A 22,283-nucleotide genomic window follows, 5' to 3' on the forward strand; every position below is an offset into this window, starting at 1 on the left:
TAAGCGGCGCGGCCCTGCCTGACATCCAGTTAGGGTATAGCTCAGGCTGACATCCAAACAGGACACCCTAGTCGGTGATGACTCGCAGAAATTGCCCTCTTCCTGTAGAATGTCGCGGCCATTGAGTTACCAAAGACACTCGATAAGACCTCATGCTCACCCTGCAAAATATGATCTGGCTGCCTACGCCGCCATAGCGCTTCGCCCCCCGCATCATCTGTGACTGCTTGCTCCGCCAGCGGTCGCGCTCTGCTGTGCTTTCGGTTTTAACACCCGCCACAGCCCCCCTACATCCGACAATTTGACCTCGTATCGACCAGCTGCACATGGCTTGCGCCATGCTGTGCTGCGCGATCCATTGCCTTGGGAATTCTGATGCTCCACTCGTTAAAGCAAACCTGGTTATCCAACATCCGTGGCGACATCCTCGCCGGTCTTGTGGTCGCCCTGGCCCTCATCCCTGAAGCCATCGCCTTCTCGATCATCGCGGGTGTCGACCCCAAGGTCGGCCTGTACGCCTCTTTCTGTATCGCCGTAGTGATCGCCTTTGTCGGTGGCCGCCCCGGCATGATCTCGGCCGCAACCGGAGCCATGGCACTGCTGATGGTGACCCTGGTCAAGAACCACGGTCTTGAATATCTGCTGGCCGCCACGCTGCTATGTGGCGTGTTACAGATCGCTGCTGGCTACCTGAAGCTCGGCTCACTGATGCGCTTCGTCTCGCGCTCGGTGGTGACCGGCTTCGTCAATGCCCTAGCGATTCTGATCTTTATGGCTCAACTGCCCGAGCTGACCAATGTCACCTGGCACGTCTACGCCATGACAGCCGCAGGCCTCGGCATCATCTATCTGTTCCCCTATATCCCCAAGATCGGCAAGCTCATCCCATCGCCGCTGGTGTGCATCATCGTGCTGACCGCCGTTGCCATGTCGGTTGGGCTGGATATCCGCACGGTCGGTGATATGGGTCAACTGCCGGATACGCTGCCAATCTTTCTCTGGCCTGACGTACCGCTGACGTTCGAGACGTTGGCCATCATCTTCCCTTACTCGGCAGCGCTGGCCGTGGTCGGTCTGCTGGAGTCGATGATGACCGCAACCATTGTCGACGACCTGACCGACACCCCCAGTGACAAGAACCGCGAGTGCAAGGGCCAGGGCGTGGCCAACATTGCTTCGGGTCTGATCGGCGGTATGGCCGGCTGCGCGATGATTGGTCAGTCGATCATCAACGTGAAATCTGGCGGTCGTTCTCGCTTGTCGTCCCTTGCCGCAGGCGTATTCCTGCTGCTGATGGTGGTATTCCTTGGCGATTGGCTAAAGCAGATCCCGATGGCTGCGCTGGTGGCAGTGATGATCATGGTGTCCATCGGCACTTTCAGTTGGGATTCGCTGCGCAACCTGAAGAAGCACCCGCTGTCGACCAACATTGTCATGGTCGTCACCGTTGTGGTCGTGGTGGCCACCCACAACCTTGCCTTCGGCGTGTTGGCCGGCGTGCTGCTGGCCGCGATGTTCTTCGCCAACAAGGTTGGCCATTACATGGCGATCAGCTCTTCGCTGGACGAAGCCGGCGAGCATCGTAGCTATAACGTCACCGGCCAGGTGTTCTTCAGCTCGGCTGACAAGTTCGTCGCTGCCTTTGACTTCAAGGAAGCCCTGAACAAGGTAACCATCGACCTGAATCGCGCCCACTTCTGGGATATCACCGCCGTAGCTGCCCTGGACAAGGTGGTTATCAAGTTCCGCCGCGAAGGCACCGAAGTTGAAGTGCTGGGACTCAACGAAGCGAGCGCCACTATTGTGGATCGCTTCGGTGTTCACGATAAACCCGACGCCATTGATCAACTCATGGGCCACTAAGAAGGAGAACAACGATGACCCAAGTAATTGCCTGTATAGACGGTTCCTCCTCGGCTCCAGCCGTATGCGACTACGCGGCCTGGGCCAGTCTGAGCCTGGAAGCCCCGCTGACCTTCCTGCATGTGCTGGATCAGCGCCAGTACCCGGTTGCGGCAGACCTGAGTGGCAATATCGGCCTTGGCAGCCGCGAGCATCTGCTCGATGAGCTTGCTTCCCTGGATGAACAGCGCGGTAAGTTGGCCCTGGAGCAGGGGCGGATCATGTTAGCGGCCGCGAAAGAGCGGGCCATGACGGATGGTGTGACCGCGCCGGAGTCCAAGCAGCGTCATGGCGATCTGCTGGAAAGCCTGCAAGAGCTGCAAACCGAAACGCGCCTGCTGGTCATCGGTCGCCAGGGCGAGTCTAGTGGCGGTCTGAGTCAGCATGTCGGAAGCCAGCTGGAGAGCGTGATCCGTATCATGCACCGGCCAATCCTTGTCACCCCAGCCAGCTTCCAAAAGCCCAAGAGCGCGATGCTGGCATTCGATGGCGGCGCTACCACCCGCAAGGGTGTGGAGATGCTGGCAGCCAGCCCGCTGCTGAAGGGGCTGCCGGTCCACCTGGTCATGGTTGGGCCCGTGAGCGATGAAGCGTCCGCTCAGCTGGACTGGGCGCAGAAAGTGCTGATCAACGCCGGCTTCACTGTTCGTGCCGAGACTCGGAGCGGAGAGATAGAGCCAACCCTGCACGCCTATCAGAAAGAGCATGGCATTGATCTGCTGGTGATGGGGGCCTATGGTCATTCCCGTATCCGGCAGTTCCTGGTCGGTAGCACCACGACCAGCATGCTCCGCACCACCACCAGTCCGCTGTTACTGCTGCGCTAATGGCCATGGACGACGCCCTCGATCTTGCCCATTTCAAGACCCTGCTGGAACAGCGGGCTGCCGAGCTGGATCGATTGCTGGAAGACGCTGAGTCTCGCTCGCAATCGGTAGAGTTGGATCAAAGCAAGGTAGGGCGTCTGTCGAGAATGGATGCACTCCAGCAGCAAGCAATGAACGATGCCATTCGCAGTCGGGCGCAGCATGAACGCGTCCGCCTCCAACTGGCCCTCAAGCGTTGGCGCGAGGGTGAGTATGGCTGGTGTAACCAATGCGGCGAGTTGATCGCCTCGGGCCGCCTGGAATTTGATCCGGCCACGCTGCTGTGCATCACCTGTGCGAGTCGCACAGAGTCGGGTTGAAACCATCACGGCTCGTGGCGTCAGCCCCAATTAACGAGGCTTCTAATGTATTTGATGGCTAAAAACTGGCTGGGCCGAACACGGAAAGCAAGCGCTTGGATGTGGGCACTGCTGTGCCTTGTGTTGCTTACCGTATTCCAAGTCCGCACCCATCACCTGGATGATCGTTTGTACTTCTGGATCAAGACCAATTGGCACACTGACGATTGGCAGGAGCGCTCTGTGTGGCTGCCTAGCTATCGGGTTGAGCTGGACGCTAAGGCGGTTTCCGGGGTGGACAACAATCTTTCGGGTCTGACCTTCGACCCTGACCTAAACCTGCTGTGGGCGGTCACCAACGGCCCAAACGAACTATTGGCCCTTAGTCGTGACGGTGATGTGGAAAGGCGCTATAGCCTGGACGGTTTCCACGATGTGGAGGCGGTGTCCTATGCCGGCAACGGCCAGCTGGTAATCGCCGAAGAGCGCCGGCAGAGCCTGGTTGTCGTGGATGTCCCCATCGCCGAAGACGGTAAACTTTCTCCTGATCGACCATTGAGCCGAGACCAGTATCCAGCTCTCACCCTGGCGCTTGGCAAGGAGGACAATAAAGGGCTTGAAGGGCTCGCCTACGATCTGAAAGGCGACCGCTTGTTTGTGACCAAGGAGCGTGACCCTCGCCAATTGCTGGAAGTGAGCGGCCTTCGTACCAGCCTGGCAGGAGGCTTTTCCCTGCACGTCCGCGACCTGTCCAGCCTGGTAAAAGACAAGGTGTTTGCGACTGACTTATCTTCGGTCGTCTTCGATCAACAGAGCGGCCATCTGATTCTGCTCAGCGACGAGTCGAAACTGCTGATTGAAATGACCGACGAGGGCAAGGTGGTGAGTTTCCGCTCCCTGGCGAGAGGTTTTGCTGGTTTGCTGAAAGGCATACCCCAGGCCGAAGGCGTAACCATCGACGATGAAGGGTATTTGTACGTGGTCAGCGAGCCGAACCTGTTCTATCGCTTTAGCCGCGAGACAGATTAACCGGCCAACAAGCTACAGTCGGGCGTGGTCGGTACGCTTGAACTGTTAGCGTACGATTTTTTCCGAATTCTGCGGGCTCCCCTTGAACTACTGGCTGAACAGGTACAGGAGCTTGAGCTACGGGAGCCGCCGCCGGCACGGACACGGCCATCGAAACTGCGGATGTGGCCTTGATGGATGACGACCTGCGCAAGATCCCGGCCTTCATCCGCCTGTCTCAACAGACCGCCGTCATCCTCAAGCAGAACATCGTGCTGGCGTTAGGGATCAAGACCCTGTTTCTCGCCATTACCCTAACGGGGCAGGCGACGATGTGGATGGCCGTCTTTGCCGACATGGGCGTCAGCCTGCTGGTGGTGTTCAACGGCCTGCGCCTGCTTAAAAAGTAGGATCGGAGGATTGAAGATGAAAGCAGCATTGCAACTCGCAATTGAACAAGCCTTTCAGCAGGCCCGGCAGGCCATGCAGGAACAGCGCAGCGCAGATGCCTTTCAATGGTTAGAGCGCGCGCACATCCTGACCCAACGCCAACCCGTGCTGCATGCTGGGTCACACTGGCTGATGCTTGTGCTCGGCTGGCAGACCGGCGATTACCGCGAGGTCGCGGGGCAACTACCACGTATTTTCGCGGCCCTGCTGTTCTCCAAAATCTGGGTGCCTATCGGCAATACAGGCCGCTCCAGGGTCAGTGCTTTCAAGCCCATGCCGGTTCCCGAAGAACCACAGACCTTGCTTGCCGATGACAAGTAAACTCAATCCGGTCGGTGATTGCGCCCATGCAAATTGATATCTCTACCCAGCTGCCATGCTCACTGGCAGAGGTGATCGCCCAGGTGCGCACGCCACGTCTGCTGCATCAGGTTGCATCACCGTTGCTGAGTTTCAGCCCGCTGACTCCCGTTGAGTTTCCTGGCACCTGGAGCGAGGGCACTTACTGGGTCAAGCTGAAGTTATTCGGCGTACTTCCCATTGGCCGTCAGGCGATTGTGATTACATACCCGCAGACGGAAAATGCTCAGATTTTCATGCTAAGAGACAACGGCTACAGCCCGCTGATCAGCAAGTGGGATCACCTCATTACGGCACAAGAGGTCAACGGCGGAACGCTTTACCGAGATAGCGTGACCATCAAGGCGGGCGTCCTCACTCCGTTCGTCTGGCTATTTGCGCGCCTGTTCTACGCCCACCGTCAGCGCCGCTGGGCAACCTTGGCGGCAAATGGCTTTAACTACGGAAACTCTCAGCCGCTGTAGTAATCGCACCTTGCTAGGTTCTTGGTCGCATCAACCAACTCTTCGTCTGGTAAGCGCTGAGCCCATGGCTATTCACACCCATGCGGTCACAGTTTCATGCACCATTACTGCCATGAGCTGGAATATACGCAGTGCGCCTGCCAGCTCCAGCTCGTCAGCGAAATGCTGGCTTACACGGCGGGAGTGAGCAGCATGCCCGAATCACGCAAGGTGATTCGGGTGGACGCTTACGAGCATCCAAACAAGATCAACCGGCGTCACCCCCAGCCGGCTTGTCACATCAGCCCGGCGCTATCGATCTATCTGAGTGCACCGTCCTATGAGCTGGCAGTCATGAACATTCGGCCTGATCAAGGCTGGAGCTCTCTCGACCTACCCGTCGGATTCTATTGAAAATCTGAATTCAAATGTCGCTTTAAGACAACTTTCATTGCCGCCTTGTGAAGATTACAGAATTGTAATTTTCCAATCATCTTCAAGTTATCTTCAGCTTGCAAGGATAGGGCTCAGCTCCCCAAAGGCGCAGAGCGCTTGAGGGTGCAATACCTATAAGAACGCCATGGCGAAAACTAGACTAATAACTGCCAATTATAAAGGAGCAATAAATGCTTAATAAAACCAAACTATCCCTTGCAGTATTTTCGGCGATTGTCAGTGCAGCTCCGCTCATGGCGGCCGCAGAAGAGCAAGCCGAAGGTTTTGTAGAAGGTAGCAGTTTCAATATTCTCAACCGTAACTTCTACATGAATCGTGACTTTCGTAAAGGTCAGTCGAGCAACACTGACAATGGTTATACTGAAGCTTGGGCACACGGGATCATTGGCCAGTTCGAGTCGGGCTTTACCCAAGGCACCGTAGGCTTTGGTATTGATGCCTTCGCCATGCTCGGCCTTAAACTGGATACCGGGGATGGTCGATATGGCCCAGGTGGTACTGTTAATCTGCTGCCGGTAAATAGTGATGGTGAAGCCGAAGATAACTACTCCAAAGTGGGTGGTGCAGTAAAAGCCCGGCTATTCGACACCGTTGTCAAAGTGGGTGATGTGTTCCCCATGACGCCGGTGGTTCACTACGGTGACTCCCGCCTGCTACCGGAAAGCTTTCGCGGCGTTACGGTTGAGAACACAAGCTTTGATGGTTTGACCCTTCAGGGTGGCCGCCTGCATGCCATGAGCCAGCCGCAGGTCAGCACCATGCGTGATGAGTTCGCAACCTTCTATGCGGGCTCTGTCGCGTCTCCATGGGTTGCCTATTTCGGCGGTGACTATTCGCTAAATGACAACCTGAGCTTTAGTCTCTATAGCAGCCAACTCAAGGATGCTTGGAAGCAGCACTATGCCGGTACGTCCTTCACCTACCCGCTGACCGACAGTGTTTCCTTGTTCGGTGGCTTGAACTACTACAAAGCTGTTGATGACGGCCAGCAGCTGTTGGGTGAGTTCGATAACGACATTTACAGCGGCAAAGTGGGTGTGCAGTTCGGTGCACACAGCGTTGCCCTGTCGCACCAGCGCAACAACGGCGACGATGATTTCGACTACCTGCGCCAGTCTGATTCCATCTTCCTCGACAACTCTATTCAGTACAGCGACTTCAACTCGCCGAAAGAGAAGTCCTGGATGCTGCGCTACGACCTAGATATGGCCAGCTATGGCGTTCCTGGACTGACCTTCATGACGCGCTATGCGCTGGGTACAGATGCGGACTATTCCGACGCCAACAGTGTGTATATGCGTCGTGATGCCGATGGCAACCCGCTGACTGACCAGAAGCGCTGGGAACGCAACATCGAAGCCAAGTACGTCGTCCAAACGGGCTCACTGAAAGAGATGTCCTTCCGTGTTCGCCAGATGACTACCCGCGCAACGGATTACGAGTCGGATCTGGACGAGGTTCGTCTGATCGTCGAGTACCCACTGAGCGTGCTCTAAAAATGGATGGGCGGGCGGGCTCTAAAAGCACTGCCCGCTCATGCATAACAAGATAGGCAGTTATTAGATTTCAAGAATGTAATGTTGGGCTCACGCTGCTGTTAGCTTCACCTCCGTAAAATTCACTCGAACTTGCAGAACTTGTCCATGAACCTCGACAAGCTAATAATTGAATTTTACGAGGCCTGCCTTATGAAGATGTTGAAAGCCCTAGTTATTGGATCAGTACTTCTTGTCGGCTCCACACAGTCTTATGCAGAAGATGGCTATGATCGCTCAATGAAAGCTCAGGCAAAATTTCGAGCAGATCAAAAACGAATTCACGGAACTGAGCCTGCTGCCAAACCGGCGGACGAACTAAAGGTTAAGACCAGCAACCAAGATCGGACCAATACCGATCTTAAAAAAGAAACCAACGCTGACTAACCGCTCACTTCCGAACGATGTTCACCTCTAGAAGCTCCCGAGCTCCTTTGGAAAGAGGTGTACCCTAAGCGCCCTTCGGGGCGCTTTTTTTATTTAATCTTTAATAATAAGAAAGATTCACTGGGAGTTTAAACCTCCAAGCTAGACAACTAACTCTTCTCTTCCGCAAGTCATTCATATCTGCAACAAGCCATCGCTGTCAGCGTGTAGCAAGAAGGGCAAAATGATACCGGTGAAGGCCTTTAGATTGATCTGCCTGATATCTGCAAAGGCACTCGGCTATCACCCCGATGCTAGAACACGGTGTCATTTGAATACCGCGCCCTTGCACCGTCAGCAGATACCCACTCAATAGCCAGACGCCGTGCCCATCTCAATCTTTCATGATTCAAGCCATCCAAGAGGATCGCCACGCTTTTCGCTTCCTCATGTAAGCTGACGTTTTTCATCCTTGAGGATGCTATGAGTAGGGATGCACTTGAACAAAACCAGATACCGATCTATTTCGTCGCGGTCATTGCAGCGGCAATCGGTGGGTTAATAGCTACTGCAGCGGCGCAGAGCCTGAACGCATTAGTGACCCCGACTATCGCCGTGCTGATGTACGCGATGTTTCTGCAAATTCCCTTTCTTGATCTCCGCAAAAGTCTTAGCAACAAACGCTTCATGTCAGCCTTGCTTATCGCCAATTTCGTACTGATTCCACTGCTGGTATGGGCACTCACCAGAGGGCTCGCAGAACACCCGGCAATCCTAATAGGCGCTCTTCTAGTTTTGCTCACCCCGTGTATCGACTACGTGGTGGTCTTTACTCACATTGGCAAAGGCGACTCGCGTGCGATTCTTGCAGCAACCCCCATCCTCTTGCTGTTGCAGCTTGTGCTGTTGCCTGTGTACTTGGCTTTCATGCTAGGGGAGCAATCCCGAGTCGTTATCTCGATAGCGCCTTTCGCTGAAGCCTTTCTCGCACTGATTGTCGTGCCTTTATTGCTCGCGGTTGCTACAGCAGCCTTGGCTAAGCGCTCACGGTTCGTAGGTCGCTGGAACACCGTATGGGCATGGATGCCAGTCCCTGCGATGGCGGCAGTTCTCATTGCGGTGGTTGGGTCGCAAATCTCGCCGGTGGTTCGTGATATCGACCAGCTTTTACCGGTGATCCCGGTGTACATCGGTTTCATGCTTTTGGCCCCCGTAGTGGGCGCACTGGCTTCAAGAGCTTATAAACTGCCCGCCTCGACGGCGAGAGCGGTTACTTTCAGTACCTCCACACGTAACTCGTTGGTGGTTCTTCCGCTGGCCCTGGCATTGCCTGAAGAAATACGGGGGCTTGCAGCCGCAGCGGTCATCACCCAGACGCTGGTTGAGTTGGTGGGTGAGCTTGTCTACATCCGGGCAGTTCCGATTCTTATTTGGCGTAAAAAAAGCCGCTGAGGACGTCACAGGCACAGTCACCGCCCACATTGAGCGGTATTTACGGTAAGCAAAAAGCCCCGCTCAAGAGCGGGGCTTTTCAGTTGCACACGAATAGCGCTGTGAACTTAGCGCAGACGATGGGCCAAGCGGTAGAGCAATGGCAAAACCAGCAGCGTCAGCACGGTTGAAGACAGGATTCCGCCAATCACCACCGTCGCCAGAGGGCGCTGAACTTCTGCGCCTGTACCGATGGCAGTGGCCATTGGAATAAAGCCCAGAGACGCAACCAAAGCAGTCATCAGCACCGGCCGCAAACGAGTCAACGCGCCTTCACGAATAGCCTCGTCCAGCCCCATGCCGTTCTCACGCAAACTGCGAATAAAGGAAATCATCACCAGGCCGTTGAGTACCGCGACACCCGACAACGCAATGAAACCCACCCCCGCAGAGATCGAGAGCGGAATATCACGCAGCCACAAGGCCATGATCCCGCCGGTCAGCGCGAAGGGCACGCCGGTGAATACCAGCAGGCCATCTTTGACATTGCCGAACATCATGAAGAGCAGCGTGAACACCAGCAGCAACGAGACCGGTACGACAATCTGCAGGCGCTTGGCTGCCGACTGAAGCTGCTCGAAGGTGCCGCCCCAGGTCGTCCAGTAGCCTGTAGGGACGCTAACCGCCAGGGCGATCTTGCTCTCGGCCTCGGCGACAAAAGAGCCAATATCGCGGCCGCGAACGTTGGCGGTGACCACCACGCGACGCTTGCCACTTTCACGGCTGATCTGGTTCGGCCCCGGTGCGGACACCACGCTCGCCACATCAGCCAGGCGCACAAACCCTGGGCCATCCAGCCCATCGCCATTGGCCAGACGAATAGGCAGCTGCTGGATCTTGTCGACATCATTGCGCCACTCGTCCGCCAGGCGAACTTGGATATCGAAACGCCGGTCACCTTCAAACAGTGCACCCGCCTCGCGCCCGCCGATGGCGGTGGAAATGGCGTCCTGAATCTCCGAGACATTCAAACCGAATCGTGCGGCTTTCTCACGGTCGATTTGTACGCTGAGCATCGGCAGACCGGTGGTCTGTTCGACCTTCACATCAGCTGCTCCTGGAATACCCTCCAGCACCTCAGCGATTTGCTCGGCGGTCTCGTTCATCACATCCATGTCATCGCCAAACACTTTCACTGCGACGTCACTGCGTACGCCGGAGATCAGCTCGTTGAAGCGCATCTGAATGGGCTGAGTGAACTCATAGTTGTTGCCGGAAACCTGTTCAACCGCCTCCTGCATCGCCGCAACCAAATCGGCTTTGCTGCGATCAGGATCGGGCCACTGGTCGCGCGGCTTTAGCATGACAAAGTTGTCCGCCACGTTCGGCGGCATTGGATCGGTTGCGACTTCAGCGGTTCCAAGCTTGGCGAACACCGTATCAACCTCGGCAAAGGATTTGATTCGTTGTTCGAGTTGCACCTGCATTTCAATTGCTTGCGAAAGGCTAGTGCCAGGAATACGCAGGGCATGCAAAGCGATATCGCCCTCATCCAGGCTCGGCACGAACTCACTGCCCATCCGCGAAGCAGCTAAACCAGAAAGCACCATGATGACTGTCGCAATGGTCAGCACTAACGGCTTGCTGACCATGACCCAATCTAGCAACGGCGCGTAGCCTTGCTTGACCCAGGCCATTAGCCGATTTTCTTTTTCACTGACGTTGCCATTGAGGAACAGTGCAACAGCTGCCGGGACGAATGTCACCGAGAGGATCATGGCTCCGAACAGGGCTGTCACCACGGTGAACGCCATTGGGTGGAACATCTTGCCTTCCACGCCGGTCAGCGCAAATATCGGCAGGTACACCACCATAATGATCAGTTGGCCGAACAGCAGTGGACGACGCGCCTCCTTCGACGCCGCGAACACCTCATGGAAGCGCTCATTACGGGTCAACGTTCGGCCTGCTGCGGCCTGGGCGTGAGCCAAACGACGCACGCAGTTCTCTACGATCACCACGGCACCATCGATGATGATGCCGAAATCGAGTGCGCCAAGGCTCATCAGGTTCGCGCTGACCTTGTTGCTGACCATGCCCGTAAAGGTGAACAGCATCGACAGCGGAATCACCATTGCGGTGATGAGGGCCGCCCGAATGTTACCCAGGAACAGGAACAGGATAGCGATAACCAGCAGAGCGCCTTCGATCAGATTCTTCTTCACCGTATTGATGGCCTTATCGACCAATACAGTGCGGTCATAGACCATCTTCGCTATGACTCCTTTCGGCAGGTTGCGATTGATCTCCTTTATGCGCTGGTCGACAGCCTGCGATACATAGCGGCTGTTCTCACCAATCAACATAAAGGCAGTGCCGAGCACCACCTCCTGGCCGTTCTCAGTAGCGGCACCGGTGCGCAGCTCCTTACCCAGGCCAACCTCGGCCACATCACCGATGCGCACAGGAACACCATCGGTGTTCTTGATGATGATGTTGGCGATGTCAGCGATATTGCCGACTTGTCCCGGAGCGCGGATCAGGTACTGCTCGCCGCTGCGTTCGATGTAGCCCGCACCAACGTTGGCATTATTGCTCTCCAACGCAACCACAATGTCCTGCAGGCTGAGGCCATGTGCGACCAGGCGCTCCGGCTTGGGTGAAACCTGGAACTCCTTGGCATAACCGCCAATGGTGTTGATCTCGGTAACACCTTTGACGGTTCGCAGTTGCGGCTTGACGATCCAGTCCTGAATCTCACGCAGATCCATCGGTGTATAGGTGCTGCCATCCGGCTTCTTCGCACCGTCTTGCGCCTCGATGGTCCACATGTAGATCTCGCCCAGACCAGAAGCGATTGGCCCCATGCTCGGCGACAGATCACTGGGTAGATTTCCACGCGCTTCCTGTATCCGCTCATTCACCAACTGACGAGCGAAGTAGATGTCTGTGCCGTCTTCGAAAATGACGGTGACCTGCGACAACCCGTAACGTGAGATTGAACGCGTTTCCTGTAAGTTGGGCAGCCCAGCCATTACCGATTCAATCGGAAAGGTCACGCGTTGCTCGGTTTCCAGTGGCGAGTAGCCCTTTGCCTCGGTATTGATCTGCACCTGCACGTTGGTGATGTCGGGAACCGCATCAATCGGCAACTTCTGGTAGCTGTAAACACCCAACGCTGCCATGCCGAGCACAGCCAGCAAGACTAGCCAGCGCTGGTCGATGGCGAAGCGAATTAATCGTTCGTACATGTCAATTTCCCCTAAAGCGCAGCATCACCGCGCTCTCCAGTACGGATGCGCAATGCGTCGGTCAAAGGGGCCACGGCGACGATTCCATCACCGGGTACACCTGTGTGGGCGGCCTTCTCGATGGCATGGACGATCTCATCGGCAACTTCTTCTGAACAGAACGCCAGCAGCACGAGATGCTGATGGGCGTCGGGGTTCCACTCGTCGGCGATGTAGCTGTGATCCTTGCCGTGGCCACGTGGATGACCATGGGCGGGCAGGATGGTAAATCCAGGCAGGTGTGGCAGTGCATGCAAAGCTTGCTCGACGGCCTCAAGCCGGATCGGGCGAAAAATAGCTGTAACTTGTTTCATAGCTCGACTCCGAATTAGTGGTCATGGCTCGCGCCGGCTTTGCCAAGCTCAGCTTTGATCAGGAAGCTGTTCTTCAGCGCGTATCGATCGCCCGCCTTCAGACCCGAGATAACCTCGACGAAGCGGCCGTCGGATTTGCCCAGCTCAAGAGGCCGAGCTTCTAGCTGGTTATCGAAGCGGCCGAACACTACCTGCCAATCGCGAACGGTCTGGATCGCTTCGACCGCTACTGCAACGGGAACGTTGTTCTCCTCGGCAATCACCTCGACCGTCACTGGCAAACCAGGCCGCCATAGCCGATCTGGGTTAGCTAGCACGATGCGAGCAGTCGCTGAGCGGGTTTGCGCCCCAACCAGAGCGCTGACATAGGAAATGGAGCCCTTAGCCGTGGCGGCGAATGCGCTGGAGCTCACGACAACGTTTTGCCCTTCGGCGATTACGCCCAAGTCTTTCGCCGCGACGGTTGAGTCCACCCATACGGTCGACAAATCCGAGACGGTAAAGACTGCGGAATCCTCTTTGAGTACTTCACCAACAGAGATGCTTTTGCTGGTTATCACGCCATCGATAGGGGCACGAATCTCGAATTCGGTGAGATTCTGGCCTTTGGCCGGTGCACCGCCCAGCGAAGCGATTTGTTGCTGGACGCGCTGCACTGCGATAGCAGCTTCCTGCATGGCAACTTGCGCCTGCAGGAAGTCCTGCTCGGCGGAAATCTTCTCTTCCCACAATTGCTTTTCACGTGCATAGGTCGTGCGGGCAAGCGCAGAGCGTTGCTGGGCGGCCAGTAGCTCGCCACGCAGTTCGGCCAGCGCCTGGCTGGAGATTTTGGCCAATACCTGACCCTTGCTGACCGTATCGCCAGCACTAACCGCCACCGAGTCGACGCGCCCGGCAAGTTGCGGGGTCACCTGAACCGTGCGGTCACCGTTGTAACGAACCTCGCCGAGCACTTGCAGCGTGGAGGCGATTTTCGCGGGACCAGCAGTGGCGAGCGTGACGCCACCCTGCTCAAGCTGCGCATCCGTCATGGTCACGCGGCCCTCAACCTGCTCGTAACCGAACGAATAGCTCTTGCCACTGTGCGTGGCGCTGATGGAAACCTGGAATGAATGCGGCTCTACAACCGCGGCATCGCCACGTAGGTAGTTATTCTCTTTGCTGAAATTGATGATTTGCGCAGGTTGGCCAAGACGCAACAAGGTCACTTGCACCGTGCTTTCAGCAGGATTTAGAAGCTTGCCGTCCAGGTAGGTATAGAGCCTGAACTGAGGCTCTACGCCCTCCTCAAAAATCGTCACTTCAAGCGCATAATCACCCTCGGTGAAAAGCTTGCCGCCATGCTCGCCCTTGGTGGGTTCTACAGTTTCATGGTGCTCTTTATCTGCATGCTCATCGGCCTCTTCATGCTCGTCGGCCGAAGCCTCCCCGTGGTGCTCGGGATCTGCGTGAGCCGATACATCCTCATGACTCTCATCATGGCCATGGCCTTCCTCCCCGGACTTACCAGGGCTACCACTTAGAATCAGGCCCGCCACGGCTAAACCGATGACGACAACAGCCACAATCATCAGCCACTGCTTTCTGGGAGTTGTTGATGCCATTGGTAACTCCAAATTATCAAAAGTATTGAATTTGATTCATGCCCAGGCGGCGACTAAACGCGCTCAATAAACATGCAGCCGCCAGGAAAGCAGGCGAGGCTTCATGTCGCATGACGCGACCGTCTAAGGCGTTATGTAGGTGCGCAGAGATGCTTATTTTTTGAATTCGATGTTGAGTTGGGAGCCGTAAATCTTCTCCAAGCTCACCCAGGCCGAGATAGCTTCATCCAGGGTATTCAGGTACTGGGAGCGCATGCTTACGAGGGTGCGCTGAGCATCGAGTACATCGATAAAGGCAAACTTGCCCATCTCGAATCCACGTACTGCGCCCTCTACTGCTTGCTGCGCGGTCGGCAGCAGTGTGCCGCTGATCGAGTCGACTTCACTTCTAGCGCTTTCCCACTGCTCAAATGCCTGCTGGGCTTCCGCGCGCAGGCGGAGTTCTGCGGCATTGCGCAAATCCCGCGCTTGGTCAGCTCCTTGAGCAGCGGCCAGCACATTGCCTTGGTTACGGTTGAACAACGGAATAGGCATCGACAAGCCGAGCAAATTGACGCGCTCGCCAAGCCCTTCGTCGTATTGGCTGCCAACACTGACGGTGAGGTCTGGAATGCGCTGCGACTTTTCGAGTTCCAAGGAAGACTCGGCACGCTGGATGTGCGTGCTGGCCAGCCGTAGGTCCGCTGTATCTGTTATGCGTGCAAGCATCTCAGCCTGCGACGGCAGGTACGGCAGGCGCTCAAGATCACCCTCGACATGCGCGAAGTTCGGTGTCTCGGCACCCGTTATGAGCGCCAGTTGCTTGTAGGCATTGCTTTGATTGAGGCGTGCGCGATTCAGCTCCAGTTGAATTTCCGAAAGCTGCACCTGAGCACGCGAAATTTCGATTGGCGAAGCCTTGCCGGCCTTTACGCGCCCTTCGACCACCTGAAGTCCGCGACGGGCAAGGTCTAACGACTGAGTGGAAAGCTGCAGTCCTTCCTGGGCACGCAGGGCTGAGTAAAAGGCCTGGATGACCTCAGCGCGCAAGATGTTTTTCTTACGCTCCAGATCAATCGCCACCGCGTCCTGATCACGCTCAGACACATCAATACGCGCGCTACGCTTGCCGCCCAGCTCAATTGGCTGAGATACCTGAATGCTGGTAACGCGCGACTCACTGCGCGTGTCCTCAACGCTCCAGGACAACTCAGGATTCGGGATCAGCCCAGCTTGAGTACGAGCACCTTCGGCAATACCTGTATTCCATTGTGCTGCAGCGAACTCCTGGTTCTCAGTGAGCGCTTGCGCCAACGCCTCATCAATCGTTATTGACTGCCTTGTTGATTCGGCAGCAGTTGTTGGAACTGGAGCAATTAACAATGCAGCCAGTAGCCCTGATAACACACAGAACTTACCTACTCCAACTCCATGTCCGGCCATTGTTTTTACATGCACTTAAAAGTCCTCCGCAGAACTAACTCTGCTGGAATATAATGAAGGCCTTTATATTTATTAATCCCGAGGGATATCGAGGATCATTACTTGGGAAAATAAGTAGAAAGCCAATTCCCGGCAGAATGTAGTGCTCCACGCCTATCAGCAAGGTGACTGGAAAATTACAAATACGTTATCCAGCACCTTTCCAAGTAGGCCTGTATTAGTATTGGCAGCGCTCAAGAGAGCAGGCGATTTAGCGCCCAGCAACAACTAGAAACAAACACAGTTAAATAGCGGTTGCCTCGCGTGTAGCGCCCCGGGCAGCCCTGCCAGTCAAAAGTTGGGGGTTTTGGATAAGGGCAAGTACTGCGACACGTTGTCGCTTAACACCTTGGAGCCATGCGAAATAGGCATTACAGCTTGACCCTAAAGCCGCTTCAGGCTTTAGCCTTGGAGCAACCTGAAAAGCCGTAGGTCATATCCGTGACCGCCGATGAAAGAATTAAAACCACTCCGCAGCCACAACAAAAGAATATCTAAAAAATACTGGCTGCACATTTTAAGGTGAATTTTTATGCGAATCCTTATTGTCGAGGACGAGCCCAAGACTGCCGAATACTTACACCAAGGTTTAAGCGAAAGTGGCTATGTAGTTGATAAGGCAGCCACTGGCGTGGACGGTCTCCACCTTGTTAGGCAACACGCTTACGACTTGGTAGTGCTTGATGTAAACCTGCCTGAAATTGATGGCTGGGGCGTGCTTGAGCATATACGCAGTAACAGCAGTACACGCGTGATAATGCTGACTGCACGCGGGCGCTTAGTGGATAAAATTAAAGGCCTGGATTTGGGGGCAGATGATTATTTAGTCAAACCGTTCGAGTTCCCTGAATTACTTGCGCGAATTCGTACATTGCTACGGCGAAGCGAGCAAATTCCAGTACCGGAAGTGCTGCGGGTAGCCGACCTTGAGCTTGATCCGGCGAGGCACCGCGCGTTCCGTGGTGAGCAGCGCATCGACCTGACCACTAAAGAGTTTGCGTTGCTGCACCTACTGATGCGCCGCTCTGGGGAAGTGCTATCGCGCACCCAGATCATTTCGCTGGTCTGGGATATGAATTTTGACTGCGACACAAACGTCGTCGAAGTCTCCATCCGCAGGCTACGCGCCAAAATTGATGATCCGTTCGATAACAAACTGATCCACACCCTCAGGGGTGTTGGGTACGTGCTTGAGGAACGGGCATGAAGCCGGCCAGTCTATCCATGCGCCTTGGCCTGTCGGTCAGCGTGATGGGGGCGGCACTGGTTGTTCTGCTAGCGGCACTCGCCTACTTCGCGCTTACCCATGAGCTGGACTCGTTGGCCAAGCAGAGTCTTGACGGCAAACTGGAGCAGATTCAGCACAATCTCGCCGAAGACATGAGTGCACATGCAATTGCCCAGCAACCTCACGAGTTGCTGGATCTGGTCATGGGGCATGACAACCTGCACCTGACGATCTACGGGAAAAAGTCAGGCACCAAATTACTCCTGAATCTGGGTGAGAAATCCAGGGAGCCCATTCTTGCCAACATACCAGCAGGCGATACCCCTAGTTACCAAAGCTGGTCGGATACTGAGGGAAACAACTTCCTGACCGCATCCAAGGTGATGCTGCTCAACGACGGCGACCGCGTCAGGGTCTTACTCTCAATTGATCGATCTGCCGACGAAGCACTGCTCAGTGCCTACCTCAAGTCAACACTGATCGCACTCCCTCTTCTGCTCGCGCTGATTGGCATGGGCGCATGGTGGATCGTGCAGCGAGGCCTTTCTCCGCTCCGGCAATTTCGCCAGGTTGCATCGCTGATCTCCACACAGGATCTGACCCACCGAATTTCCGTGGATAAGCTTCCACAAGAACTCAGCGCGCTGGCCCACGGCATCAACTTCATGCTGCATCGACTTGATGGCGGCGTTCAGCAGCTATCGCAATTCTCTGATGACTTGGCCCATGAGTTGCGTTCGCCCATCACCAACCTGATGGGCAAAGCCCAGGTAACTCTCTCCAGAGAGCGTCCGCCAGAGGAATACAAAGCCGTACTGGAGTGCTGTACAGAAGAGCTTGAGCGCGTCACCCGGATTGTTTCCGACATGCTGTTTCTCGCTCAAGTCAGCCACCCGGCGTCCCTGGTTCCCTTCGAGAAGATTGCCCTAGAAGATGAGGCAAGACGCGTTGTGGATCTGTTCAGCATCTCCGCGGAAGAGAAGCAGATCAGCCTGAGCATTGTCGGAGCAGGCCTAACCTTCGGTGATCGGCTGATGGTGCAGCGCGCGATTTCAAACCTGTTGTCCAATGCGATTCGACATAGCCCCATCGGCGCAAACATTTCGTTGCTGATCGAAAAGCACAGCGAAACCGTATCGTTCTCGGTGGAAAACCCCGGGATTGGCATTCCCGCACAACACATCCCTCATTTGTTCGAACGCTTCTACCGTGTCGATACCAGCCGCTCTCGTGCCGAAGGTGGAACAGGGCTTGGCCTGGCAATTGTTCGCTCGATCATGAGCCTGCATCAGGGCACGGTCGAGGTCAGCAGCCTGCCAGGCAGCTTCACCGTGTTCCGTTTGATCTTCCCCAAAGTCCGCAATGGTTCCTCGACCTAGACCCTGCAGGCGTACAGGCATAACGACCAGCCGAAGATTGGCTGCAGAGGAACCCGCCCCTATTCGGAGAGCACGGCATACAGCGACGGCTCCCCGATATGCCAACCCCCTGAGCATGGAGAAACAACAATGAAGAAGACCCTCTTGGCAGTCGCGGTGAGTACTGGGGTACTCAGTCTTAGCCAGCCAGCCTCCGCTGAATTTTTTGCAGACAGCAAAGCCGGTCTGGAAGCGCGTAACTTCTATTTCAATCGCGACTTCCGCCAAGACTCAGCCAGCCAATCAAAGCAGGAGGAATGGGCCCAGGGCTTCCTGCTGCGCTACGAATCCGGGTTCACCGAAGGGACAGTCGGCGTGGGCATCGACGCCATCGGCATGCTTGGCCTCAAGCTGGACTCCAGCGCCGATCGCTCAGGCTCGGGCCTGCTCAAGCGCGATAAAGAAGCACCTCGTGCCGCGCAGGATGAATATGGCGAGATGGGTTTAACCGCGAAGCTACGTGCTTCGAACAGCGTGCTGAAATTAGGCACGCTGCAACCCAAGCTGCCAACCGTCCAAGCGAACGACTCGCGCCTACAGCCACAGACCTTTCAGGGCGGACATCTCAACTCGCTGGAGATTGACGGGCTTACCTTTGATGCAGGCCAGCTCAAGCAAGTAAGCCAGCGCGACTCCTCCGATAGCGAAGACCTCAGCATTACCAGCGGCTCTGCCCGCGCTATCAGTGGCGGTGGAACCCAGACGAGCGATGAGTTCAGCTTTGCCGGGGCGACCTACAAATGGAACAGCAACCTGACCACTGGCTACAACTACGGCAACCTGGACGAGTTCTACAAACAGCATATTTTCACTGTCCTGCATACCTTGCCGCTAGGTGACAAGCAGTCGCTAAAAACTGATCTTCGCTACGCCCGCTCCACCGATGAAGGCAACAGCAACGTCGACAACAAGGCATTCGGAGCAATGTTTACCTACGCCTTTGGTGGCCACGCCCTCGGTGTTGGCTACCAGAGCATGAGCGGAGACACCGGCTACGCCTACATCAACGGCACCGATCCGTTCCTGGTCAACTATGTGCAGATCGGCGACTTCGCCAACAAAGACGAAACCTCATGGCAGGCCCGCTATGACTTCAACTTTGCCAGCGTTGGCATCCCTGGCTTGACGTTCATGACCCGTTACCTGACTGGTGACAATATTGATCTAGGCGCAGGCAGCGCCGATGGTAAGGAATGGGAGCGCAATACTGACATCGCATATGTCTTCCAGGACGGTGCGCTGAAAAACCTGGGTGTGAAATGGCGCAACGCCACACTACGTTCAACCAATTTCGGCAACGATGTTGACGAGAACCGCCTGATCGTCAGCTACACACTTCCGCTGTTGTAATCATCAAACCTCAGCGCGGAACTAGTAGTCGAGTGCCGCGCTTAGAACCGCCCGCGCTGATAAAGTGATACTGCCGGAAGTTCAATTCCAAACATAAAGCTCCTCCCTCCATCAGATTACAAATAAGTAATCCTGCTGCGATCCTGGCGTTAGGTTCGTCTCGTTAAGCTCAAAGTACATGCATTTTGCTTGGCACGAGCTTTGATCGCCCCCCATGTTCGACCCTCTCACCATCGACCACCAACTAGCACAGATTTTCTTGACCAGCGCGCGCTGCGCCTGCTTTAGGCAGGCTGCACGCAGCCTAAACTTACATATCGTGCCGATGCGCAAAAAACTCAGGAAGCTGGAGGCAACTGTAGGTACCCCGCTATTCCTTTATAAAGGACGCGAGCTCAGCCTGAGCGCAACAGGACGTGAATTACAACAACTACTGATCCAGAAATTCGGTGACCTGCATCCAGAGGACGTCAGTGTCCAGCGAGCTCTGGTACGTCTTGCGGTGCCGACGGCACTGCTCACCGACCTGCTGGCCCGTGATTTGATCTCCTGGCTGCGTAATGACGCGGCCGTGAGACTAGAAATCATCCCACAGGAGGGCGAGCCCGAGAGGCTGGCAGAGGTCATGATTTGGATCACCGATCCCGGCACGCCAAGACCGACTCCAAGCTTTGCAATGACAACACCATTGATGCTTGCACGAATTCCCTATCGTGCCCATATGGCCAAACGTTATGCGGGTAAACGCCTACCGAGTTCTGTAGCCGACCTCAAGGATTTCATGCTGGTTCAGCTCGCGGGAAACACAACGGTTGACAGTTTCGAACCATGGAATCAGCTGATCCGTCAGCGCCAAAGCGCGGTCATTCAAGTGCATTCACAAGAGTGGGTCGTTGACTTGCTGCGTAACTCCTCCTGCATTGGCCTGCTACCTGGCTACATCTCCCATGTAGACCGTAACCTGCTGCCCCTTGACGAGTTATTCGAGACTGCCTTGGAACGGGTGGTCTGGATTTCAACGTCCCCGCTGGCAGCAGAGCAATCAGAAGTGCAGACACTGGTATCGCTCATCTACAAAGCCTTTGAAGATCGCCACAACTGGTTCACTCAGTAGCCCTGAGTAGTCCACAAGCAGCTAATTCACCAAATAGTCATCTCGCTGAAACAAACAAAAGTTTCCACTCCTGCATTGAAACCCTCGCCCTGTAAGGCTTTCATTCGCCCTCTCGATCATTGAAATAAAAATGTCATCGAAAGTATGTGCAAGTGTAATACGCCTACCCGAGCCTGCCCCACGTCTACCACACATGTTTTCGACGAGGATAATTACATGCTCATTGCTACCCCCAACTCTCAATGGCTTAACCGAGTCACGTGCGGGCTCCTGCTGAGCGCTGGAGGACTCGGTCTCAGTCAACCAGCGGCAGCTGATTTTTTGGCAGATAGCAAAGCTGGTCTGGAAGCGCGCAACTTCTATTTCAATCGTGATTTCCGCCAAGACTCAGCTAGCCAGTCAAAGCAGGAGGAATGGGCCCAGGGCTTCCTGCTGCGCTACGAATCCGGCTTCACTGAAGGGACAGTCGGCGTGGGTATCGACGCCATCGGCATGCTGGGTCTCAAGCTGGACTCCAGCGCTGATCGTTCAGGCACGGGCCTTCTAAAACGCAACAAAGAAGCACCTCGTGCAGCGCAGGATGAATATGGTGAGATGGGCTTAACCGCGAAGCTGCGCGCTTCAAACAGCGTGCTGAAACTGGGCACGCTGCAACCTCGACTGCCAACCGTCCAAGCAAACGATTCGCGCCTGCTGCCACAGACCTTTCAAGGCGGGCACCTGAATTCGCTGGAGATTGCCGGCCTGACCTTCGATGCCGGCCAGCTCAAACAAGTAAGCCAGCGCGACTCATCCGATAGCGAAGACCTCAGCATTACCAGCGGCGCAGCCCGCGCTATCAGCGGCGGCGGAACCCAGAATAGCGATGAATTCAACTTCGCCGGAGCAACCTACAAGTGGAACAGCAACCTAGCCACCGGCTACAACTACGGCAATCTAGACGGTTTCTACAAGCAGCATATTTTCACGGTCCTGCACACCTTGCCGCTAGGTGACAAGCAATCGCTGAAAACTGATCTGCGCTACGCTCGCTCCACCGACGAGGGCAACAGCAACGTCGACAACAAGGCATTCGGGGCGATGTTCACCTATGCATTTAGCGGTCACGCACTCGGTGTTGGTTACCAGAGCATGAGCGGAGACACCGGCTACGCCTACATCAACGGCACCGATCCGTTCCTGGTCAACTATGTGCAAATCGGTGACTTCGCCAACAAAGACGAAACCTCATGGCAGGCCCGCTATGACTTCAACTTTGCCAGCGTTGGCATCCCTGGCTTGACGTTCATGACCCGTTACCTGACCGGCGACAATATTGATCTAGGCGCAGGCGGTGCCGATGGTAAGGAGTGGGAGCGCAATACTGACATCGCCTATGTCTTTCAGGA

General features: G+C 55.5%; 19 protein-coding genes and 1 pseudogene. 16 read left to right on the plus strand and 4 right to left on the minus strand.

Going from position 1 to position 22,283, the window contains the following annotated elements; translation table 11 throughout:
* Positions 1-375 precede the first annotated feature (375 nt).
* The 11 genes and pseudogenes from H3221_RS25100 (at position 376) to H3221_RS25150 (ending at position 9,137) form a co-directional block, all read left to right on the plus strand.
* A complete protein-coding gene (locus tag H3221_RS25100; RefSeq protein WP_034023912.1) occupies positions 376-1,863 on the plus strand; it encodes a SulP family inorganic anion transporter in 1,488 nt (495 codons plus the stop codon).
* Between the two features lie 14 nt (positions 1,864-1,877).
* Entirely contained in the window at positions 1,878-2,729 is an 852-nt protein-coding gene (locus H3221_RS25105) for a universal stress protein (protein WP_034023913.1), read from the plus strand.
* Entirely contained in the window at positions 2,729-3,088 is a 360-nt protein-coding gene (locus H3221_RS25110) for a TraR/DksA family transcriptional regulator (protein WP_046935726.1), read from the plus strand. The genes H3221_RS25105 and H3221_RS25110 overlap by 1 nt, the downstream gene beginning before the upstream one ends.
* A 45-nt stretch (positions 3,089-3,133) precedes the next feature.
* Positions 3,134-4,096: an SdiA-regulated domain-containing protein gene (locus H3221_RS25115; RefSeq protein ID WP_034023915.1), complete on the plus strand. Its 963-nt coding sequence runs from the start codon at positions 3,134-3,136 to the stop codon at positions 4,094-4,096.
* 128 nt (positions 4,097-4,224) lie between these two features.
* A pseudogene (locus H3221_RS25120) lies at positions 4,225-4,485 on the plus strand (heavy metal translocating P-type ATPase); the annotation flags it as partial.
* A gap of 16 nt (positions 4,486-4,501) precedes the next feature.
* Positions 4,502-4,846, plus strand: a complete 345-nt coding sequence (locus tag H3221_RS25125; protein WP_017675704.1) for a DUF3703 domain-containing protein — start codon at positions 4,502-4,504, stop codon at positions 4,844-4,846.
* A gap of 26 nt (positions 4,847-4,872) precedes the next feature.
* Complete coding sequence (locus tag H3221_RS25130; protein ID WP_017675705.1) at positions 4,873-5,349, plus strand: hypothetical protein; 477 nt, start codon at positions 4,873-4,875, stop codon at positions 5,347-5,349.
* A gap of 192 nt (positions 5,350-5,541) precedes the next feature.
* Positions 5,542-5,742, plus strand: a complete 201-nt coding sequence (locus H3221_RS25135; RefSeq protein WP_139204310.1) for a hypothetical protein — start codon at positions 5,542-5,544, stop codon at positions 5,740-5,742.
* Positions 5,743-5,954: 212 nt separating this feature from the next.
* Positions 5,955-7,280, plus strand: a complete 1,326-nt coding sequence (locus H3221_RS25140; RefSeq protein ID WP_026088463.1) for an OprD family porin — start codon at positions 5,955-5,957, stop codon at positions 7,278-7,280.
* Between the two features lie 147 nt (positions 7,281-7,427).
* A complete protein-coding gene (locus tag H3221_RS25145; RefSeq protein ID WP_224490798.1) occupies positions 7,428-7,706 on the plus strand; it encodes a hypothetical protein in 279 nt (92 codons plus the stop codon).
* A 462-nt stretch (positions 7,707-8,168) separates the two neighbouring features.
* A complete protein-coding gene (locus H3221_RS25150; RefSeq protein WP_059392065.1) occupies positions 8,169-9,137 on the plus strand; it encodes an arsenic resistance protein in 969 nt (322 codons plus the stop codon).
* A 107-nt stretch (positions 9,138-9,244) separates the two neighbouring features.
* On the opposite strand, the gene H3221_RS25155 is transcribed toward H3221_RS25150, so the two are convergent.
* From H3221_RS25155 to H3221_RS25170, 4 genes are all read right to left on the minus strand, one after another.
* Positions 9,245-12,367 (minus strand): efflux RND transporter permease subunit, encoded by a 3,123-nt coding sequence (locus H3221_RS25155; RefSeq protein WP_196477119.1) that lies wholly within the window; start codon positions 12,365-12,367, stop codon positions 9,245-9,247.
* Between the two features lie 11 nt (positions 12,368-12,378).
* The gene (locus H3221_RS25160) at positions 12,379-12,720 is read right to left on the minus strand and encodes a P-II family nitrogen regulator (RefSeq protein WP_045733421.1); all 342 of its coding nucleotides are present in this window, start codon (positions 12,718-12,720) and stop codon (positions 12,379-12,381) included.
* A 14-nt stretch (positions 12,721-12,734) separates the two neighbouring features.
* The gene (locus tag H3221_RS25165; RefSeq protein ID WP_045733422.1) at positions 12,735-14,324 is read right to left on the minus strand and encodes an efflux RND transporter periplasmic adaptor subunit; all 1,590 of its coding nucleotides are present in this window, start codon (positions 14,322-14,324) and stop codon (positions 12,735-12,737) included.
* A gap of 153 nt (positions 14,325-14,477) precedes the next feature.
* Positions 14,478-15,746 (minus strand): TolC family protein, encoded by a 1,269-nt coding sequence (locus H3221_RS25170; protein ID WP_045733423.1) that lies wholly within the window; start codon positions 15,744-15,746, stop codon positions 14,478-14,480.
* 571 nt (positions 15,747-16,317) lie between these two features.
* Here H3221_RS25170 and H3221_RS25175 point away from each other — a divergent pair.
* The 5 genes from H3221_RS25175 to H3221_RS25195 all read left to right on the plus strand — a co-directional run.
* Entirely contained in the window at positions 16,318-16,992 is a 675-nt protein-coding gene (locus H3221_RS25175; protein WP_017675714.1) for a heavy metal response regulator transcription factor, read from the plus strand.
* The gene (locus tag H3221_RS25180; RefSeq protein WP_196477118.1) at positions 16,989-18,392 is read left to right on the plus strand and encodes a heavy metal sensor histidine kinase; all 1,404 of its coding nucleotides are present in this window, start codon (positions 16,989-16,991) and stop codon (positions 18,390-18,392) included. Before H3221_RS25175 ends, H3221_RS25180 begins: the two co-directional genes overlap by 4 nt.
* A 129-nt stretch (positions 18,393-18,521) precedes the next feature.
* On the plus strand, positions 18,522-19,781 hold the full coding sequence (locus H3221_RS25185; RefSeq protein WP_192985786.1) for an OprD family porin: 1,260 nt from the start codon (positions 18,522-18,524) through the stop codon (positions 19,779-19,781).
* A 214-nt stretch (positions 19,782-19,995) separates the two neighbouring features.
* The gene (locus tag H3221_RS25190; RefSeq protein ID WP_017679356.1) at positions 19,996-20,895 is read left to right on the plus strand and encodes a LysR family transcriptional regulator; all 900 of its coding nucleotides are present in this window, start codon (positions 19,996-19,998) and stop codon (positions 20,893-20,895) included.
* Between the two features lie 216 nt (positions 20,896-21,111).
* On the plus strand, positions 21,112-22,283 hold a 1,172-nt coding region (locus H3221_RS25195), incomplete at its 3' end, for an OprD family porin (RefSeq protein ID WP_224490802.1).

It is taken from the genome of Pseudomonas chaetocerotis (assembly GCF_015712105.2).
In the GTDB taxonomy this organism is placed as follows: domain Bacteria; phylum Pseudomonadota; class Gammaproteobacteria; order Pseudomonadales; family Pseudomonadaceae; genus Aquipseudomonas; species Aquipseudomonas chaetocerotis.

Coding starts and splice junctions, on each gene's coding strand:
- H3221_RS25105 (WP_034023913.1), top strand. CDS start 1,878: ATGACCCAAGTAATTGCCTGTATAGACGGTTCCTCCTCGGCTCCAGCC.
- H3221_RS25180 (WP_196477118.1), top strand. CDS start 16,989: ATGAAGCCGGCCAGTCTATCCATGCGCCTTGGCCTGTCGGTCAGCGTG.
- H3221_RS25125 (WP_017675704.1), top strand. CDS start 4,502: ATGAAAGCAGCATTGCAACTCGCAATTGAACAAGCCTTTCAGCAGGCC.
- H3221_RS25145 (WP_224490798.1), top strand. CDS start 7,428: ATGAACCTCGACAAGCTAATAATTGAATTTTACGAGGCCTGCCTTATG.
- H3221_RS25115 (WP_034023915.1), top strand. CDS start 3,134: ATGTATTTGATGGCTAAAAACTGGCTGGGCCGAACACGGAAAGCAAGC.
- H3221_RS25135 (WP_139204310.1), top strand. CDS start 5,542: ATGCCCGAATCACGCAAGGTGATTCGGGTGGACGCTTACGAGCATCCA.
- H3221_RS25170 (WP_045733423.1), bottom strand. CDS start 15,746: ATGGCCGGACATGGAGTTGGAGTAGGTAAGTTCTGTGTGTTATCAGGG.
- H3221_RS25160 (WP_045733421.1), bottom strand. CDS start 12,720: ATGAAACAAGTTACAGCTATTTTTCGCCCGATCCGGCTTGAGGCCGTC.
- H3221_RS25150 (WP_059392065.1), top strand. CDS start 8,169: ATGAGTAGGGATGCACTTGAACAAAACCAGATACCGATCTATTTCGTC.
- H3221_RS25185 (WP_192985786.1), top strand. CDS start 18,522: ATGAAGAAGACCCTCTTGGCAGTCGCGGTGAGTACTGGGGTACTCAGT.
- H3221_RS25175 (WP_017675714.1), top strand. CDS start 16,318: ATGCGAATCCTTATTGTCGAGGACGAGCCCAAGACTGCCGAATACTTA.
- H3221_RS25110 (WP_046935726.1), top strand. CDS start 2,729: ATGGCCATGGACGACGCCCTCGATCTTGCCCATTTCAAGACCCTGCTG.
- H3221_RS25165 (WP_045733422.1), bottom strand. CDS start 14,324: ATGGCATCAACAACTCCCAGAAAGCAGTGGCTGATGATTGTGGCTGTT.
- H3221_RS25190 (WP_017679356.1), top strand. CDS start 19,996: ATGTTCGACCCTCTCACCATCGACCACCAACTAGCACAGATTTTCTTG.
- H3221_RS25100 (WP_034023912.1), top strand. CDS start 376: ATGCTCCACTCGTTAAAGCAAACCTGGTTATCCAACATCCGTGGCGAC.
- H3221_RS25155 (WP_196477119.1), bottom strand. CDS start 12,367: ATGTACGAACGATTAATTCGCTTCGCCATCGACCAGCGCTGGCTAGTC.
- H3221_RS25140 (WP_026088463.1), top strand. CDS start 5,955: ATGCTTAATAAAACCAAACTATCCCTTGCAGTATTTTCGGCGATTGTC.
- H3221_RS25130 (WP_017675705.1), top strand. CDS start 4,873: ATGCAAATTGATATCTCTACCCAGCTGCCATGCTCACTGGCAGAGGTG.